Annotated in this window: 14 protein-coding genes and 1 pseudogene; 10 read left to right on the forward strand and 5 right to left on the reverse strand. The window is 73.5% G+C overall.

What is annotated here, in order from left to right; genetic code table 11:
* Nucleotides 1–7 precede the first annotated feature (7 nt).
* From ACZ4K2_RS14660 to ACZ4K2_RS14675, 4 genes are all read left to right on the forward strand, one after another.
* Nucleotides 8–949, forward strand: a complete 942-nt coding sequence (locus ACZ4K2_RS14660) for a serine/threonine-protein kinase (protein WP_467478177.1) — start codon at nt 8–10, stop codon at nt 947–949.
* 125 nt (nt 950–1,074) lie between these two features.
* A complete protein-coding gene (locus tag ACZ4K2_RS14665) occupies nt 1,075–2,688 on the forward strand; it encodes a succinic semialdehyde dehydrogenase (RefSeq protein ID WP_467478174.1) in 1,614 nt (537 codons plus the stop codon).
* Nucleotides 2,689–2,767: 79 nt separating this feature from the next.
* Entirely contained in the window at nt 2,768–4,573 is a 1,806-nt protein-coding gene (locus ACZ4K2_RS14670) for a GMC oxidoreductase (RefSeq protein WP_467478171.1), read from the forward strand.
* A gap of 323 nt (nt 4,574–4,896) precedes the next feature.
* Entirely contained in the window at nt 4,897–5,250 is a 354-nt protein-coding gene (locus ACZ4K2_RS14675) for a hypothetical protein (RefSeq protein WP_467478169.1), read from the forward strand.
* Nucleotides 5,251–5,583: 333 nt separating this feature from the next.
* Here ACZ4K2_RS14675 and ACZ4K2_RS14680 read toward each other — a convergent pair whose 3' ends face one another.
* Nucleotides 5,584–5,877 (reverse strand): chorismate mutase, encoded by a 294-nt coding sequence (locus ACZ4K2_RS14680; RefSeq protein WP_467478166.1) that lies wholly within the window; start codon nt 5,875–5,877, stop codon nt 5,584–5,586.
* 281 nt (nt 5,878–6,158) lie between these two features.
* On the opposite strand from ACZ4K2_RS14680, the gene guaA reads away from it, so the two are divergent.
* Nucleotides 6,159–7,739 (forward strand): glutamine-hydrolyzing GMP synthase, encoded by a 1,581-nt coding sequence (gene guaA / locus ACZ4K2_RS14685; protein WP_467478164.1) that lies wholly within the window; start codon nt 6,159–6,161, stop codon nt 7,737–7,739.
* Nucleotides 7,740–7,757: 18 nt separating this feature from the next.
* Here guaA and ACZ4K2_RS14690 read toward each other — a convergent pair whose 3' ends face one another.
* Nucleotides 7,758–8,333, reverse strand: coding sequence for a pyridoxamine 5'-phosphate oxidase family protein (locus ACZ4K2_RS14690; protein WP_467478159.1), 576 nt, complete (start codon nt 8,331–8,333; stop codon nt 7,758–7,760).
* 139 nt (nt 8,334–8,472) lie between these two features.
* Here ACZ4K2_RS14690 and ACZ4K2_RS14695 point away from each other — a divergent pair, with 139 nt between their 5' ends.
* The 3 genes from ACZ4K2_RS14695 (at nt 8,473) to ACZ4K2_RS14705 (ending at nt 11,748) form a co-directional block, all read left to right on the forward strand.
* Nucleotides 8,473–9,267, forward strand: coding sequence for a class II aldolase/adducin family protein (locus ACZ4K2_RS14695; protein WP_467478157.1), 795 nt, complete (start codon nt 8,473–8,475; stop codon nt 9,265–9,267).
* A gap of 357 nt (nt 9,268–9,624) precedes the next feature.
* On the forward strand, nt 9,625–10,905 hold the full coding sequence (locus ACZ4K2_RS14700; protein WP_467478155.1) for a hypothetical protein: 1,281 nt from the start codon (nt 9,625–9,627) through the stop codon (nt 10,903–10,905).
* Between the two features lie 318 nt (nt 10,906–11,223).
* Nucleotides 11,224–11,748 (forward strand): DoxX family protein, encoded by a 525-nt coding sequence (locus ACZ4K2_RS14705; RefSeq protein WP_467478151.1) that lies wholly within the window; start codon nt 11,224–11,226, stop codon nt 11,746–11,748.
* Nucleotides 11,749–12,034: 286 nt separating this feature from the next.
* Here ACZ4K2_RS14705 and ACZ4K2_RS14710 read toward each other — a convergent pair whose 3' ends face one another.
* A complete protein-coding gene (locus tag ACZ4K2_RS14710) occupies nt 12,035–12,244 on the reverse strand; it encodes a hypothetical protein (protein WP_467478148.1) in 210 nt (69 codons plus the stop codon).
* Nucleotides 12,231–13,802, reverse strand: a complete 1,572-nt coding sequence (locus ACZ4K2_RS14715; protein ID WP_467478144.1) for a PspC domain-containing protein — start codon at nt 13,800–13,802, stop codon at nt 12,231–12,233. Before ACZ4K2_RS14715 ends, ACZ4K2_RS14710 begins: the two co-directional genes overlap by 14 nt.
* 222 nt (nt 13,803–14,024) lie before the next feature.
* Here ACZ4K2_RS14715 and ACZ4K2_RS14720 point away from each other — a divergent pair, with 222 nt between their 5' ends.
* Together ACZ4K2_RS14720 and ACZ4K2_RS14725 are read left to right on the forward strand one after the other, a co-directional pair.
* The gene (locus ACZ4K2_RS14720) at nt 14,025–15,314 is read left to right on the forward strand and encodes an ATP-binding protein (RefSeq protein ID WP_467478142.1); all 1,290 of its coding nucleotides are present in this window, start codon (nt 14,025–14,027) and stop codon (nt 15,312–15,314) included.
* Nucleotides 15,311–16,036, forward strand: coding sequence for a LuxR C-terminal-related transcriptional regulator (locus ACZ4K2_RS14725; RefSeq protein ID WP_467478140.1), 726 nt, complete (start codon nt 15,311–15,313; stop codon nt 16,034–16,036). Before ACZ4K2_RS14720 ends, ACZ4K2_RS14725 begins: the two co-directional genes overlap by 4 nt.
* 47 nt (nt 16,037–16,083) lie before the next feature.
* Here the strand turns inward: ACZ4K2_RS14725 and ACZ4K2_RS14730 are convergent.
* Nucleotides 16,084–17,031, reverse strand: a pseudogene (locus tag ACZ4K2_RS14730) (C40 family peptidase); the annotation flags it as partial.
* Between the last annotated feature and the right edge of the window lie 117 nt (nt 17,032–17,148).

A 17,148-nucleotide genomic window follows, 5' to 3' on the forward strand; every position in this document is an offset into this window, starting at 1 on the left:
ATGTGACATGACCGAAGACGGCGAACACCCGCCCGGCGCACGGCTGATCGGCGGTCGGTACCGGCTTGCCGGACGTCTGGGCTCCGGCCCGACCGGGACGGTCTGGCGGGCCCGGGACGAACAGGCGCGGCGGCCGGTCGCGGTCAAGGAGCCGCTGCTGCCCGGCGATCCGGCCGAGGACGAGGAGAGCCGCCGCGCCGCGCACCGGCTCCGCCACGAGGCCCGCGCCGTCACCCGGGTGCGCCACCCCTCGGCCGTGACGGTGTACGACGTCGTCACCGAGGACGGTGTCCCCTGGATCGTCATGGAACTGGTGGCGGGCGAGTCCCTGCGCGAGGTGCTGCGGCGCGGTCCGCTCCCGCCCGCCGAGGCCGCGCGCATCGGGCTCGCCGTGCTCGGCGCGCTGCGCGCCGGCCACGCCGTCGGCATCGTGCACCGGGACGTGAAACCGGCCAACGTCCTGCTGGAGTCCGGCACCGGACGCGTCGTCCTCACCGACTTCGGCATCGGGGACGGGCACGCGGAGGACGCGCCCGCCGGTTTCGTCGCCCCCGAGCGGGCGGCGGGCCCCGGCGCGGGCCCGGCCTCCGACCTGTGGTCCCTCGGCGCGCTGCTGCGCGCCGCGGTGGGGGAGGGGGCGGGCGCGCTGGGCCCGCTGCTGGACCGGCTGTGCGCCGACGATCCGGCGGACCGGCCCGGTCCGCAGGAGGTCGCCGCCGTCCTCGGCGACCAGCTCCCCCGCACCGCCGTACCGCGGGCGCGGCCGGAGGCGGAGGCGGCCGAGCCGGCCGACGAGCCCGAGCCGACCGAGCCGGCTGACGAGCCCGAGCCGGCCGAGGCGCCCGGCGAGGCCGGGGGGACGGAGGCGCGGACGGTGCCGGGCACCCGGCGCCGCTCTCCCCTCGACGCCCTGCGCCCGCTGCTCGCGAAGAAACCCGGAGCCGAGTGATCGTCTCCCGTCGACGCCCTGATCAGCGCATTTCCTGCCAGTGATCACTGGCAGCGTGTGAGTACCCGGTGAATCCCGTTACCGACGGGTACACAAAGTGTGCGCCGCGGCATACCCTGCGCCTCATGACGGACTCGCAGGCCCCGCACACCGCCGGTACCAACCCGCTCGCGCCCGCACCCGCGGGCGTCCGCACCGCGGCCGACGTGGTCACCCCGGAGCTGGTCGCCCAGCTCACCAAGGGTGTCGTCGGCTCCGGCCGCACCGCCAACCACACCCCCCTCACCGGCGAGAAGCTGGCCGATCTGCCCGAGTCCACCCCGGAGGACGTCCGCGAGGCGTTCGGGGCCGCCCGCGCCGCCCAGGCCGTGTGGGAGCGGACCCCGGTACGGCAGCGGGCCGCCGTGCTGCTCCGCTTCCACGACCTGGTCCTGGAGCGGCAGGCCGAGGTCCTCGACCTGATCCAGCTGGAGACCGGCAAGGCCCGCCTGCACGCGCACGAGGAGGTGCAGGCCGTCGCCGTCGCGGCCCGCCACTACGGCCGCCGGGCCGCCGCCTACCTGCGGCCCAAGCGGCACGCGGGCGCCGTGCCGGCCCTGACCAAGGTCACCGAACTGCGCCACCCGCGCGGGGTCGTGGGCCAGATCGCCCCCTGGAACTACCCGCTGGAGCTGTCCGTCGGCGACGCCCTGCCCGCCTTCGCCGCGGGCAACGCCGTGGTGATGAAGCCGGACACGGAGACCTGCCTGACCGCGCTGTGGGCGCGGGACCTGCTGATCGAGGCCGGTCTGCCCGAGGGGGTCTTCCAGGTCGTCCTCGGCGAGGGCCCGGTCGTCGGCCCGGAGCTGGTCAGGCACGCCGACTACGTCTCCTTCACCGGCTCCACCCGCACCGGCCGCGAGGTCGCCACCGGTGCCGCCGCCCGCCTGGTCGGCGTCTCCCTCGAACTCGGCGGCAAGAACGCCATGCTGGTCCTCGACGACGCCGACATCGAGAAGGCGGGGGCCGGCGCCGTCCGCGCCTGCTTCTCCTCCGCCGGGCAGCTGTGCATCTCCATCGAGCGGCTGTACGTCCACGAGTCCGTCGCCGACGCCTTCCTCGACCGCTTCGCCGCCCGCACCCGGGCCATGCGGCTCGGCAACTCCCTAGCCTACGGCGCCGACATGGGCTCGCTGGCCGGCGAGCGCCAGCTCAAGACCGTGGAGCGGCACGTCCAGGAGGCGGTCGCCAAGGGCGCGAAGGTGCTCGCGGGCGGTGTCGCCCGCCCGGACATCGGCCCGTACTTCTTCGAGCCGACCGTCCTCGACGGCGTCGAGGACTCCATGGCGGTGTGCGGGGAGGAGACCTTCGGCCCGGTCGTCTCGGTCTACCGCTTCGCCGACGAGGAGGAGGCCGTGGAGCGCGCCAACGCCACCCCGTACGGCCTGAACGCCTCCGTGTGGACGAAGGACGCCCGCCGGGGCCGCGACATCGCCTCGCGCCTGCGCACCGGCACGGTCAACGTCAACGAGGGCTACGCGCCCGCCTACGGCAGCGCGCAGTCCCCGATGGGCGGCATGAAGGACTCGGGGCTCGGCCGCCGGCACGGCTCCGAGGGCATCCTCAAGTACACCGAGGCCCAGACCGTCGCCCAGCAGCGGCTGCTGCCGATGGCGCCGTCCCTGGGGATGACGGACGAGCAGTACGCCGCCTTCATGAGCACCAGCCTCCGCCTGATGAAGGCCTTCCGGTTCCGCTAGTCCCCGCGCACCGGCCGGCCGCCCCCGTTCCCGACCCGCTCCGTTCCCCATCCGCCCCCGTTCCCGACGAGGAGAGCACGTGTCGCAGGAGAAGTCTGTCCAGGCCCGGGACGAGGACGGGTACGACTACGACGTGATCGTCGTCGGTTCGGGGTTCGGCGGCTCGGTGTCCGCCCTCCGCCTGACCGAGAAGGGGTACCGGGTCGGCGTCCTGGAGGCCGGCCGCCGCTTCACCCGCGCCACCCTCCCGAAGAACTCGTGGGACCTGCGGAACTACCTCTGGGCCCCGAAGCTCGGCATGTACGGGATCCAGCGCATCCACCTGCTGGGCAACGTGATGGTGCTGGCCGGCGCCGGGGTCGGCGGCGGCTCGCTCAACTACGCCAACACCCTCTACGTACCGCCGAAAGCGTTCTTCGAGGACCCCCAGTGGCGGCACATCACCGACTGGCAGGAGGAGCTGAAGCCGTACTACGACCAGGCCCGGCGCATGCTCGGGGTGCGGCTCAACCCCACCATGACCCCCTCCGACGTCCACCTGAAGGCGGCGGCGCAGCGGATGGGCGTCGGCGACACCTTCCACCTCGCCCCGGTCGGCGTCTTCTTCGGCGACGGCGAGGACGCCGACGGCACGGCCGCGGCCCCGCCCGGCGGCGAGGTGGACGACCCGTACTTCGGCGGGGCGGGCCCCTCCCGCAGGGCGTGCATCGAGTGCGGCGAGTGCATGACCGGCTGCCGGCACGGGGCGAAGAACACCCTCAACGAGAACTACCTCCACCTCGCCGAGAAGGCGGGCGCGGTGGTCCACCCCATGACCACCGTCGTGTCCGTCACCGACGACTCGCGCGGCGGGTACGCGGTCGCGACCCTGCCGACGCACCGGAGGAAGAAGAGCGAGGGACGGCTGTTCACCGCCCGCCGGATCGTGCTCGCGGCCGGCACCTACGGCACCCAGACCCTGCTGCACCGCATGAAGGCCGACGGCCGGCTGCCGTACGTGTCGCGCCGGCTCGGGGACCTGACCCGCACCAACTCCGAGGCGCTGGTCGGCGCGCAGACCGACGACCGCCGCTACCGCAGGGCGACCGGCGAGCCGCGGGCCGACTTCACGCGCGGGGTCGCCATCACGTCCTCGATCCACCCGGACGGCAACACCCACGTCGAACCGGTCCGCTACGGCAAGGGCTCCAACTCGATGGGCGGCCTGTCCATCCTCCAGGTGCCCTACGCCGAGGGCTCCTCGCGCGTGCTGGCCTGGCTGGCGAACGCCGTCCGCCACCCGCTGCTGGTCGGCCGCTCGCTGTCCAACCGGCGCTGGTCGGAGCGGACCATCATCGGCCTGGTCATGCAGTCCCTGGACAACTCGCTGACGACGTACCTGAAGCCCGCCGGGGTCGGCAAGGGCCTGCTCACCGCCCGGCAGGGGCACGGCGCGCCGAACCCCAAGCAGATCCGGGCCGCGACCGAGGCCGCCTCCGCGCTCGCCGCCGAGATCAACGGCTTCGCCGGCAGCAACGTCGGCGAGCTGATGGGCACCCCGCTCACCGCGCACTTCCTGGGCGGCTGCCCCATCGGCGACTCCCCGGAGACGGGCGTGATCGACCCGTACCACCGGCTGCACGGCCACTGGGGCATCTCGGTCGTGGACGGCTCCGCGGTCTCGGCGAACCTGGGGGTGAACCCCTCGCTGACGATCACCGCGCAGGCCGAACGGGCGATGTCGTTCTGGCCGAACAAGGGCGAGGAGGACCCGCGGCCGGCGCCGGGTGCGGCGTACGAGCGGCTGCGGCCGGTGGAGCCCAAGGCGCCGGCGGTGCCGGCGGACGCGTTCGGCGCGCTGCGGCTGCCGTTCCTGGGGATGCCGGCGGTACCGCCCAAGAAGTGACCGCGACGGTCCAGAGGGACCTGCATCCCCCTCCGAAGGCAGGTCCCTCTCGCCGTTTCCGCGAGGTTTGATCGGCGGCAAGCGAGAAGGGTTGCTCCGGATACCCGGGATTCACTGTGTGAGGTGAGTCACATAGCCGTTGCCGAGTTCGGCGGCAGCGGTGTCCGGCTCCTGACGGCCGCACCCGGCCGACGAGTCTCCAGTCCCTCGACCAGGGGCGGACGCGAAAACAGGTCAACCTCATACCGGGTGCTTGACGGGGCGCGGAGCTCGGGCGCTACTTATCGGTACTCACTGCGCACATACCGATCAAAGGGGGCTCAATGGGAAAGATCATGCGATCGAGGCTGACTGTCACGCTGGCGGTTGCCGCCGCCGTCGGCCTTGCCCTCCCGGGAGTCGCCGGTGCGGCCGACGGCTCGACCCAGCTCAGGTCCAACACGGCCTGCGACGACGGCAAGGCGACAGCGTCGGAGAACGTGGCCATCCGCACCACCACCAGTACCAGTGCCGCTCTGGTGACCACCGCCCTGAAGGGGCAGACGTGGGCCTGTGGTGCGAACAGCGTCATCCTGGGCGGCCGGTACACCGCTTGCGGGACATCGAACGGCAACGGTTGGTTCTACGTCTACAACGACAACTACGCGGGCTATACCGCGTCAGGTTGTTGGGGCTGACGCCGCGTGTCCCACGGCTGACCGCGGAGGGGCTGCGCCCGAGTTCCGCGGCGATCCGGCGGATGTGCCCTGGATCTGTCCGCAGTCTTCCGCCGGCCGGCCCCGGTCGTCCCCGGAGCCGGCCGTCCTCCTGCGTGACCGGGCCGCTGTCCCCTGCCGTCCGGTCACTGCCCGGGGCGAGGTCCACGGCATACGGCACGACCCGTACACCTCATCGCCCCGGCGAGCCACGCGTGGGTTCTGTCGGGCCCGCACCTGGCCGGCACGGACACCCCCTCAACGAGGCGGCGCCCTGACCGGTCACGCTCCGCACGGGTGAGAGCGGGGCCGAACTCAGATGCGGCCCCGGCACAGCTCCAGCAGCGTCATCGCGAAGGAGGTGCCGGGCTTGCCCAGGGCGTCCCGGTAGCGGCCCAGGATCTCCATCTCCCGGGAGAGGTGCACGCGCCGCCCGCCGGCGGCGATACGGGTCTGCTGGACGACGGCGGAGACGGCCATCCGCTCCTGGATCAGGCCGATGATCCGGTCGTCGAGCACGTCGATGCGCTCCCGGGCGTCGGCGATGGTCGCCTCCGGGGCGGCGGTCGTCCCCGCGCTGGTGCTCGTCCCCGCACTGGTGGTGGTCATGGTGGGCTCCTCGGTCGGGAAGGCGGAGGCCCTGGGACGACATGACCCGGAACAACGACAGGCGCCCCGGGCCTTGTCGGCCCGGGGCGCCTGGGAAGTCGCTTGGCGTCAGCTCAAGCAGCACGACCATGGCAGCCGGCGGGCCGGGTGCCATAGGTAAAGACGAAGGTCGTGTGCTGGAGCATGTGGCCAGTATGCCACGGGCCGCGCAGGGGAAGCCCCGCCGTCGCCCCGTTAGACTCGGTAGCACAGACCCCCGCCCGACCACCAGAAGGCACCCCGTGTCATCAGTGACTCCCACTGCCGCCACCCCCGACACCGTCCTGGTCGTCGACTTCGGCGCGCAGTACGCCCAGCTCATCGCCCGTCGCGTCCGCGAGGCGCGGGTCTACAGCGAGATCGTGCCGAGCACCATGCCGGTCCGGGAGATGCTCGCCAAGAACCCCGCGGCGATCGTCCTGTCCGGTGGCCCCTCGTCGGTGTACGAGGAGGGTGCTCCCCGCCTCGACCGCGAGCTCTTCGAGGCCGGCGTTCCTGTCTTCGGCATGTGCTACGGCTTCCAACTGATGGCGCAGGTCCTCGGCGGCACCGTCGACAACACGGGGGCGCGCGAGTACGGCCGCACCGACCTGCACGTCTCCCGGAACTCCTCCACCCTCTTCGAGGGCACCCCGGACGAGCAGCACGTGTGGATGTCCCACGGCGACGCCTGCTCCGCCGCCCCCGAGGGGTTCACGGTCACCGCGTCCACGGACGTCGTCCCGGTCGCCGCCTTCGAGAACGACGAGAAGAAGCTCTACGGCGTCCAGTACCACCCCGAGGTCATGCACTCCACGCACGGTCAGCAGGTCCTGGAGCACTTCCTGTACCGCGGCGCCGGCCTCGCGCCCGACTGGACGACCGGCAACGTGATCGAGGAGCAGGTCACCGCGATCCGCGAACTGGTCGGCGACAAGCGCGCGATCTGCGGTCTGTCCGGTGGCGTGGACTCCGCCGTCGCCGCCGCCCTCGTCCAGAAGGCCATCGGCTCCCAGCTCACCTGCGTCTACGTCGACCACGGCCTGATGCGCAAGGGCGAGACCGAGCAGGTCGAGAAGGACTTCGTCGCGGCCACCGGCGTGCAGCTGAAGGTCGTCGACGCCGAGGAGCGCTTCCTCACCGCGCTGAAGGGGGTCAGCGACCCCGAGGAGAAGCGCAAGATCATCGGCCGTGAGTTCATCCGCGTCTTCGAGCAGGCGCAGGCCGAGATCATCGCCGACGAGGGCCCGGCCGTGGAGTTCCTGGTCCAGGGCACCCTCTACCCGGACGTCGTCGAGTCCGGCGGCGGCACCGGCACCGCGAACATCAAGTCGCACCACAACGTCGGCGGCCTGCCCGAGGACCTCGAGTTCAAGCTGATCGAGCCGCTGCGCAAGCTGTTCAAGGACGAGGTCCGCATGGTCGGCGCGGAGCTCGGCCTGCCCGAGGAGATCGTCCACCGCCAGCCGTTCCCCGGCCCGGGCCTCGGCATCCGGATCGTCGGCGAGGTGACGAAGGAGCGTCTCGACCTCCTCCGCGACGCCGACGCCATCGCCCGCGAGGAGCTGACCGCGGCCGGCCTGGACCGCGAGATCTGGCAGTGCCCGGTGGTCCTGCTCGCGGACGTCCGCTCCGTCGGCGTCCAGGGCGACGGCCGCACCTACGGCCACCCGATCGTGCTGCGCCCGGTGTCCTCCGAGGACGCCATGACGGCCGACTGGTCCCGGCTGCCCTACGACGTCCTCGCCCGCATCTCGACCCGGATCACCAACGAGGTCCGGGACGTCAACCGGGTCGTGGTCGACGTGACGTCGAAGCCGCCGGGGACGATCGAGTGGGAGTAGTCCTCCCGCGGGTGACGGTCACGTCCGCCTGAGAGCGCGCACCGGCTCTCCGGGCCTCCAGACCTGGACGACCAGGTACGTGCCGTCCTCGACGCAGGTCCGTACGACCTCCGTCAGCTCGGTGCGGAAGAGGTGGAACGGCTGCGGCGGTTCCACCTCTTTCACGTACGCGGCCTTGACCGGGCCCTCCCCGACCTCGAAGGCCCGCCCGCCGATCCGGACGTCGCCACCGCCCAGGTCCGTCCCGGCACCCGGGCCCGCCTCCCCGGCCGGGTCCACCCTCCCGGCCAGGTCCGTCCCCCCGGCCGGGTCCGTCCCCCCGGCCGGGTCCACCCTCCCGGCCAGGTCCGTCCCGTCGCCCGGGTTGGCCTGGAGGGTGAAACGGGGATCGCGGCGCAGGTCGAGGGCCTTCAGGGAACCCGGCATCATCCCGAGCCACAGCTCGCCGCCCACGAAGCGCACCTCCAGACCGCTCGTGCGGGGCGAGCCGTCCGCGCGGAGCGTCGCCAGGACGTGGTGGCGGTGGGCGCCGAAGCGGTTCTCGGCGGTCCGCGCGAGGGCGGGCGCGGCGGCACGGAAGTCCGTCCAGTTCATGCGGCCCAGTCTCACGGGGATACCCGACACCTCCTGTCGGGTATGCGCCGCGTACGGCATCTTCACGATTCCGCTCTGCCTTTCCGAGACGACCGGCGGTACCTTCCGGCGCGTACCGCAATCCCCGACCGGAGGATCCATGCCTGGGCCCACCCCACCCCTGCCGGTGCCCACCGACCGGCTGCGGTTCGCCATGCCGCCGATGCACGAGTCCGCCGAGGACGAACGCCGGCACCGCAAGGAACGGCTCGCCGGCGCCCTGCGGATCTTCGGTCGCGCGGGCTTCGAGGACGGGGTGTCCGGCCACATCACGGCCCGGGACCCGGAGTACTCCGACTGCTTCTGGGTCAATCCGTTCGGGATGCCGTTCCGGCACGTGACGGTCGGCGACCTCGTCCTCGCCAACCAGGACGGGCAGGTCATCGAGGGCCGCTACCACGTCAACCAGGCCGCGTTCACCGTGCACGCCCAGGTGCACGCCGCCCGTCCCGACGTCGTCGCCGTCGCCCACTGCCACTCCGTGCACGGCCGCGCCCTCGCCGCCCTCGGCGACCTCATCGACCCCATCACCCAGGAGAGCTGCGCCTTCTACGAGGACCTCGCGCTGTACGACGCCTACACCGGCGTCACCGTCGACGCCGAGGAGGGCCGCCGGATCGCCTCCGCGCTGGGCTCCCGCAAGGCGCTCGTACTGCGCAACCACGGGCTGCTCACCGTCGGGGACTCGGTGGACGCGGCCGCCTGGTGGTTCCTGTCCCTGGACCGGTCCTGCCAGGTGCAGCTGCTGGCGAAGGCGGCGGGCCGGCCGGTGCTCATCGACCACAAGGCGGCCGTCGCCACCCGCGAACAGCTCGGCGGCGACCTGGTGGCCTGGATCAACTACCAGCCGCTGTGGCAGGACATCAGCCGCGGCGAACCGGACCTGCTGAGCTGAGCGTTTGGTCGTCGGTGTCGGTGTCATCGCTGTCACGGGCGTCGCCGTTGTCGCGTTCACTTCAGGCGCCTTCGCCTTTGACCTCGCCTTCGCCTTTGACCTCGCCGTCGGCCCTGGCCTTTGCCGTCGCCGTGGTCCCGGCCGTGGTCCTGGCTCCGGTTCCGCCCCCTGCCGTGGTCCGCGCGGCCGGGTCAACACGGCGGTCCCGGCTTCACCCGCAGTGGTTCGGACCAGCCACCCCGGGAGCTCGATGTAGGGCAGAATTCGACGTCATCGGAGGGGAGTTGCCCGGCCGTCACGCGTCCCGAGGGCGCCGGTGGCGGGGGCGGCGGGGCGCGGGGAAGGCGGGCGGCGGGCGTGGCGGTGCAGGAGGCGAGAGGTGACACGGGCGCCGGGGGTGCCCACGACGGCGGCTGCACCTGCGGGGACTGCCCGCACGGCGCCCGGGAGGGACACCGGCGGGCCGTCGCCGCGTTCCTGCGCCGGCGGGACGAGTTCGCCGCCGGACGGGGACTGCCGGCCGCCGTGGCGCACTCGTCCACCGCATCCCGCCAGTGGGTGTCCGAGGAACTGACCCAGCGGGCCGAGGCCGTCGCCGAGCAGGGCCGCGCCGAGGGCGCGGTCCGGCTCGCCCGGATGTGGCTGTGGACGGTGTGTGTGGTGTGGGGCGCGGTCACCGTGCTGCTGCTCGTCGAGGCGCTCACCGCGATCGGCGCCGGCTGGACCGGCGCCCGCACCGCGGCCCTGCTCGCCGCGCTCGTGGTCGCCGGTGCGCTGAGCGCCGCCTGCTTCCTGCACCGGGCGCGCGGCGGAGCGCTCGCCCCGGTGATCGGCGAGGACAACCGCATCTCCACCTCCCGTACCGTCGCCGCCTGCTGGGTCCTGTTCGTCCTGTACGCGGTCCTGCTGCTGGCCGTCCGCCTGGCCGCGGCCTCCGGCCACGCCGAACGGGACGCGCTGATCTCGGGCCTCGACCTGGCGCGCGGCGCGGGCGTGGTGACCGTCCTCGCCGTGGTGTGCGGCATCGCCGTCCTGGTCCGCCGGGTGGTGGGCCTGCGCATTCTCGGCCAGCGGCTGCAGAAGGTGCCGGCCCACCGCCCGCGCGCCGCCGACCTGCTCACCGACGACTCCGGCCGGGGTGCCTTCGCGGACATCCAGTACGTCGCCATCAGCGCCGTAGCCCTGGTGTACGCCGCCGTACGGCTGGCCCGCCGCCCCGATCAGTTGCCCGACCTGCCCTGGGGCCTGGGTGTGATCGTGCTCGTGTCGGCCGCGACCTACCTGGCCGGCAAGTATGCCGAGGGCGGCCGGCCGGTGATCCTGTCAGTGGTCCGCGCCCGCGAGCCCGGCGATCTGGACGGCCCGGTCCGCACCGGCGACGACATCGAGATCCGCGGCACCGGCTTCGTCCCGCCGGGCGCCCGGAGCGCGGACCGGCTCGCCCGGATGGTCGTCCGCATCGGCGCGGTCGACGTCCACGTCCCCTTGGTCCCCGTCGCGGGCGGCTTCCGCAACCCCACCGACACCACCCTGACCGTGCCGGTGCCCCCCGACGTGGAGCCCGGCGCGGTGGACGTCCAGGTGATGACCGCCGCCGGCGTGGCGACCAACCGCTACCCGCTTCAGGTGACGGAGTGACCGCCACCGAGCCCGGGTGACGGAGGACCGTCGAGCCCGGGTGACGGAGGACCGTCGGTCCCGGGTGAGGGGGGCCGTCGAGTCCGGGTGAGGGAGCGGCCGCCGAGTTGGTGTGACCGTTCGGTCCGGGTGCTCGGGCGACCGTCCGGTCCGAGAGTCCGGGGTGTCCGGGAGTCCGGGTGATGGAGTGACCGCCGGGCAGTACCGGACGAGCACCCGAAATCCGGAAAAACACCCGGGACAGGATTGAACAGACTCCCTTCGTCATACGTATCGTCGGACAAGGAGGGCTCGGCGGACGAGAGGCGGCTGGCAGCGATGACTCAAGGCATGCGGACGGACACGCACACCATCCGGCTGGAGGGTCTGCGTGGCCGGCGGGAGACCGCCGCCCACTACGCCCTGCTGCCCCTGCGCCTCTTCCTGGGCGCCACCTTCCTCTACGCCGGCCTGGACAAACTCACCGACAGCGCCTTCATGCGGTCCAGTGGTGCCGGGTCGATCGGTGAGACCATGAGCGCCGCCCGCGACTCCGCCGCGCTCCCGGCCCTGGTGGACCTGGCCCTGAAGAATCCCGTCGGCTTCGGCTATGCCATGTCCCTCGGGGAGCTGGCCGTCGGCGTCGGCGTCCTGCTCGGACTGTTCGGCCGACTGGCCGCGCTCGGCGGCGCGCTGATCTCGCTCAGCCTCTGGCTGACGGTGAGCTGGGCCACCACCCCCTACTACTACGGAAACGACCTCGCCTACCTGATGGCCTGGATCCCCCTCGTTCTCGCCGGCACCCCTTACCTCTCCGTGGACGCCGCCTGGCGCCGCCGACGGTGGTCCGGCGGCTACCGCTAGGACCGCGTCGTAGCGCACGTGGAACGCGCCAGGGCGCAGGCGGCCACTGGGGGAGCACCTTGTGCGGCAGGCGGCCACTGGCGGGGCACGTTGGTGGTGCCTCGCCGGGAAAACCGCGGCTACTGACGGGACCTGGTTACTCGGGCCGAGAGCTGCCGCCGGGGGCACGTTGCCGGGGCTGGCTGCCGCCGGGCGTCGTCCCCCGAGGTGAGCCGTCGTGGTCCCCGGAAACCGCCGCCGGCCCCGGCAGCCCGAAACCGGCCGCCGGCCCGGCGAGGCCCCGTCTCTAGCCGCGTTCGGCGTTGCCCCGTCTGCGTATGCCCCGGGTCAGCACGGCTGCGGCGCCGGCGAGGCACAGGCCGCCCACGACCAGCGGGATGATCGCGATCCAGGGGGTGTCCCACGCGCCGGCCGCGTCCCCCGCGAAGACCGCACCGGCGGCGGTGAGGAAGAGCCCGGCGACCAGCTTCCCGGGTTGGAACTCATGACGCAGCACGACTGACCTCCACCTGTCCCACTCCTACACCGAGCGTGAGGTCCAGCGTGCCCGAGTTCCGGGCACCGCCGGGCACCGTCAGTGTCACGTCCTTGTGCCGGCCGGGCTGCACGTCCACGTCCTTGTCGCCGTCCCCGGGCAACTGGATGTCGCCCACGCCCACGTCGATGGCCATCCGCACGGTCACGTCCGCCGGCACGATCACCTTCAGCTGTCCCGCTCCCACCCGCGCCTCCGTGGCGACCGTCCGTCCCGCGGCCGGGCGCACCCGGGTCAGGTCCAGGGTGCCCCGCCCGGTGCCGAGGTCGTAGCCGGAGCGCACCTGGGTCGCCGCGGCCGGTTTCCAGGACGTCTCGCGCCAGTCGGCGGTGATGTCCCGGGGCAGGGCCGCCGCCCCGGCGAGCAGGGCCGCCGTGACCAGTGCGAGGAACACCGTCCCCGCGCCCGTCCGGCCCAGGAACGCGCTGACTGCGATGCCCAGCCCGAACACCCCCAGCGCGCAGGCCAGCCCCGTCTGCAGGCTGGTGCCCAGCGGATGGCTGTGCCAGCCGAGCCCGGTGCCCACGCCCCCCGCCAGCAGGGCGAGCAGGAACACCCAGCCACCGATCCAGCGCGGGCCGCGCGGGCCGTGCGAGCCGTGCGGTATCGGGGGCGTGGCGCGGGGCGTCTGTATCGCCCCGTCATGCGTCCACGGGAAGGCGACGCCGACGTCCACGACCGAGGTCAGGTCCCGCTCGCGGGCGCTGCCGGGCCCCCACAGGTAGCCGGTGCCGCCGACGTGGGTGCCGTCCTTGACGATCGGGTCCCGCCACCAGGACGGGTAGGCGGTGACGACCGGCGGCGCCTGGGCCTCCGGGGGCGCGTCGGCGGCGGCCTGGGCGGCCAGGGGGTCGGGGCTGGGGGCGCCGCGGTGCTGCGACCAGTACCCCGCGCCCGCGAGCAGCAGCGAGAGCACCGTGGCGAAGGCCAGCACGCTCCCGTTCCTCAGCATCGTCAGGAAGATCCCGCAACCGACGAGCGCGAACAGCACGGCGGCAAGCGCCTGGCCGTCCACCCGGCCCGTGAAGAGCTTGCGTAGCTCGTTCTCCTCCTCGTCCTCGTAGGGCACGAGGAGCCAGGCGAAACCGTAGAAGATCAGCCCCAGGCCGCCGGCCGCGGAGAGCACGGCCAGGGTGATCCGGAAGATCACCGGGTCCATCTCGGTCTGCCGGCCGAGGCCCGCGCACACGCCCGCGATCATCTTGTGCCGCCGGTCCCGCCGGAACCGGACGGGCAGCCCGGCTTCCCGTCCCTGCTCCGGCTCGTCCACGGGAGGATGGGCGCCGGTCCGGGAGCGGGCGTGCGAACCGGCCTGCGCACGGGGGTCGCCGGCGTCGGCGCCGGGGCGGTCGTGGGCGGGTGGCTCGGTGCCGTAGTCGTCGGGTCCGCCGGTGCCGGGACCGTCCGCTCCTGTCTTCCCCGTCGCGGCGGGCGCGGCATCCGTCGGTCCGGTGCCCGGGGCCGGGCGCGGGCCGGTGCCGGGTCCCGGACCCGTCGCGGCGTGCTCGTGATCCGTCATGTGTCCATGGTGACGGCCGGGCCGTCGCCGCGGCAGTCGGGTCGACCCTGGGCCAACCCTGAAATCGGCCCTGAGACGGGGCGGGGAGGTGTTCGAGCGGCCCCGGACCGCCACGGCGGACCCTCCGGGTGGGCGTCCCGCACCGGTCCCGAGGGAAGATCAGGGGCGTCTCCGGGACCGACCCTGATGCCCTGCCCCGCCGGGCGTGTGACCATCATTGGCATGCCGGAAGCCGCAGCCCTGCCACTCGACGACCCGCGGCCCCCGCGCAAGCTCTACCGCAGCAGCGACGGACGCTGGCTGGGCGGAGTGGCGCGGGGCCTCGCCGGGCATCTCGGACTGCCCGTCGTCTGGGTGCGGCTCGTCTTCGTCGGCTTGTTCATGGCCGACGGACTCGGAGCGCTGCTGTACGCCGCGTTCTGGTTCTTCGTCCCGCTCGGCATCGGTGGCGTCGGCGACCACAAGCGGTCGCTGGTGGGCACGGAGACCTCGCCGGACGGCCGCCGCAGACTGGTGGCCCGCAAGCCCGACCGGGGCCAGATCGTCGCCCTGCTCCTCATGGTCATCGTCGCCATGGTCTTCGTCAGCAGCGTGAACCTGGGCAGCGCGGCCAAGGCGTACCTGGTGCCCGCCGTTCTCGTCGCGGCCGGTGTCGCCCTCGTCTGGCGCCAGGCGGACAACGCCCGCCGGGCCCGCTGGGCCGAGGCCGGCCGCCGGCGCCGCACCCTGACACTGCTGCGCGCGGCCGCCGGGGTCCTGCTCGTCACGGCCGGTGTCTCGGCCGTCTTCGTCCTGCAGGGCTCGACCGCCCACCTGGGCGCGGTGCTGCAGGCCGCGCTCGCCGTGCTCGTCGGCATCACCCTGCTCGCGGGCCCCTACCTGGTCCGGATGACCCAGGACCTGTCCGAGGAGCGCCTCATGCGCATCCGCGCACAGGAACGCGCCGAGGTCGCCGCCCACGTCCACGACTCGGTGCTGCACACCCTCACCCTGATCCAGCGCAACGCCGACAACGCCGGCGAGGTGCGCCGCCTCGCCCGCGCACAGGAACGCGACCTGCGCACGTGGCTGTACAAGCCGGAGGGCACCGGCAAGGACGAAGCCGACGAGCCGGACACGGTGGCCGAGGCGGTGCGGCGCAACGCGGCCGAGGTGGAGGACAAGCACGGCGTGCCCATCGAGGTCGTGGTCGTCGGCGACTGCCCGCTGGACGAGGGGACGGGGGCGCAGATGCAGGCCGCGCGCGAGGCGATGGTGAACGCCGCCAAGTACGGTGGCGAGGGCGGTGCCGTCCAGGTCTACGCCGAAGTCGAGGGGAGAACGGTCTTCGTGTCCGTGCGCGACCGCGGCCCCGGCTTCGACCTCGACGCGATACCCGCGGACCGCATGGGCGTTAGAGAATCGATCATCGGCCGCATGGAGCGCAACGGTGGCACGGCCCGGCTGCGGTCGGTGCCGGGCGGCGGGACCGAGGTCGAGCTGGAGATGGAGAGGGCGGAGAAGACGTCATGAGCGAGGCGAGCGGCACGGCGGGATCGGCCGGGGCCGGCCAGTCCGAAGGGGGCGCGGGCGGCCGGCACGTGCGGGTGGTGCTGGTGGACGACCACCGGATGTTCCGCACCGGCGTCCAGGCCGAGATCGGGCAGACCGCCGAGACCGGGGTCGAGGTGGTCGGCGAGGCCGCGGACGTCGACCAGGCGGTGGCGGTCATCACCGCGACGCGGCCCGAGGTGGTCCTCCTCGACGTCCATCTGCCGGGCGGCGGCGGTGTCGAAGTGCTCCGCCGGTGCGCGGCGTTGACGGCGGACGCCGAGCGGCCGGTGCGGTTCCTGGCGCTGTCCGTGTCGGACGCGGCGGAGGACGTGATCGGGGTGATCCGCGGCGGCGCCCGCGGCTACGTCACCAAGACCATCACCGGCACCGATCTGATCGACTCCGTCTTCCGCGTCCAGGAGGGCGACGCCGTCTTCTCGCCGAGACTGGCCGGGTTCGTGCTGGACGCCTTCGCCTCCACCGAGGCCCCGCCCGTGGACGAGGACCTGGACCGCCTCACCCAGCGGGAACGCGAGGTGCTGCGCCTGATCGCCCGCGGCTACGCCTACAAGGAGATAGCCAAGCAGCTGTTCATCTCCGTGAAGACGGTCGAGTCCCACGTCTCGGCGGTCCTGCGCAAGCTCCAGTTGTCCAACCGGCACGAGCTGACCCGCTGGGCGACCGCGCGCCGGCTGGTCTGACCCCGGGATCCCACGGCGAGGACGCGTCCGGCCCCGGTGCCTCACCCTCACGCCACCCGTGCCGCCCCCGCGAACGGCATCTGGTCGACGGGGGCGAGGCGGACCGGCGCCGAGGGGTTCGGGGCGTGGATCATCTGGCCGTTGCCCACGTAGATGCCGACGTGGCTGATCCCGGAGTAGAAGAACACCAGGTCTCCGGGAAGGAGTTCGGACCGGGAGATACGGCGGCCCGCGGTGATCTGGGCGTAGGTGGTGCGGGGGAGGGAGATGCCGGCGGAACGGTAGGCGGCCTGGGCCAGGCCCGAGCAGTCGAAGGCGTCCGGGCCGGTGGCGCCCCACACGTAGGGGCTGCCGAGCTTGCCGTAGGCGTAGGCGACGGCCGCCGCCGCGCGCCCGCTGGGTGCGGATGCGGGGGCGGACCGGGGTTGTTCCAGTGGTCCCCGGGGATCCGCCGCCGACCGGGAGGCGCGTGCGCTCGCTCCGTCGGAGCCGGTGACCTCGGCGCGCTGCGGCGGGGTCAGCCGTGCCAGCAGCCGCCGGGCCTCGCGTAGCTTGCCGGTGACGGTCTTCTTCTCCCGTCTCAGCTCGGCCTGCCGGGAACGCAGTGACGTCAGCTCGACGCGCGCGGCGCCGCGCAACCGCTCGATCTCCCGGAGTTGCCCGCGTACCCCGGACATCGCGGCGGCCTGCCGGTCGTCGGCCCGCTCGGCCAGCGCGGCGCCGTCCAGGTAGTGGTCGGGGTCGCTGGAGAGGGCCAGTTGCCAGGCCGGGGCGATGGTGCCGTCCCGGTACTGCGCAGCCGCGAGCGAACCCAGGGCGTCCCGGGCCGAGTTCAGCTTCTCCTGCCTGCGGGCGGTCTCGTCCTGGAGCGAGCGCACTCGTCGCTCGGCCGTGTCCGCGGTCTCCTTCGTCCCGTTGTACCTCTCGGTGGCCGCCTCGGCGTCCCGGTACAACGTGTCCACCTCGGCCTTCACCTGGGCCGGGGTCGACGTGGGGGGGGGGGGGGGGCCGCCCCCCCCCCCCCGCCCGGGGGGGCCCCCCCCCCCGGGGGGGGGGGGCCCCCCCCCCGGCGGGGGGGGGCCCCCCCGGGGGGGGGGGGGGGGGGGGGGGGC

This window comes from Streptomyces sp. NPDC025833 (genome assembly GCF_055558055.1).

Excerpts from the sequence above, each read along its gene's own strand:
- ACZ4K2_RS14690 (WP_467478159.1), bottom strand. The coding sequence starts at position 8,333 with ATGAACTGGACGGACTTCCGTGCCGCCGCGCCCGCCCTCGCGCGGACC.
- ACZ4K2_RS14715 (WP_467478144.1), bottom strand. The coding sequence starts at position 13,802 with ATGACGGATCACGAGCACGCCGCGACGGGTCCGGGACCCGGCACCGGC.
- ACZ4K2_RS14675 (WP_467478169.1), top strand. The coding sequence starts at position 4,897 with ATGGGAAAGATCATGCGATCGAGGCTGACTGTCACGCTGGCGGTTGCC.
- ACZ4K2_RS14720 (WP_467478142.1), top strand. The coding sequence starts at position 14,025 with ATGCCGGAAGCCGCAGCCCTGCCACTCGACGACCCGCGGCCCCCGCGC.
- ACZ4K2_RS14665 (WP_467478174.1), top strand. The coding sequence starts at position 1,075 with ATGACGGACTCGCAGGCCCCGCACACCGCCGGTACCAACCCGCTCGCG.
- ACZ4K2_RS14695 (WP_467478157.1), top strand. The coding sequence starts at position 8,473 with ATGCCTGGGCCCACCCCACCCCTGCCGGTGCCCACCGACCGGCTGCGG.
- ACZ4K2_RS14660 (WP_467478177.1), top strand. The coding sequence starts at position 8 with ATGACCGAAGACGGCGAACACCCGCCCGGCGCACGGCTGATCGGCGGT.
- ACZ4K2_RS14725 (WP_467478140.1), top strand. The coding sequence starts at position 15,311 with ATGAGCGAGGCGAGCGGCACGGCGGGATCGGCCGGGGCCGGCCAGTCC.
- ACZ4K2_RS14705 (WP_467478151.1), top strand. The coding sequence starts at position 11,224 with ATGACTCAAGGCATGCGGACGGACACGCACACCATCCGGCTGGAGGGT.
- ACZ4K2_RS14680 (WP_467478166.1), bottom strand. The coding sequence starts at position 5,877 with ATGACCACCACCAGTGCGGGGACGAGCACCAGCGCGGGGACGACCGCC.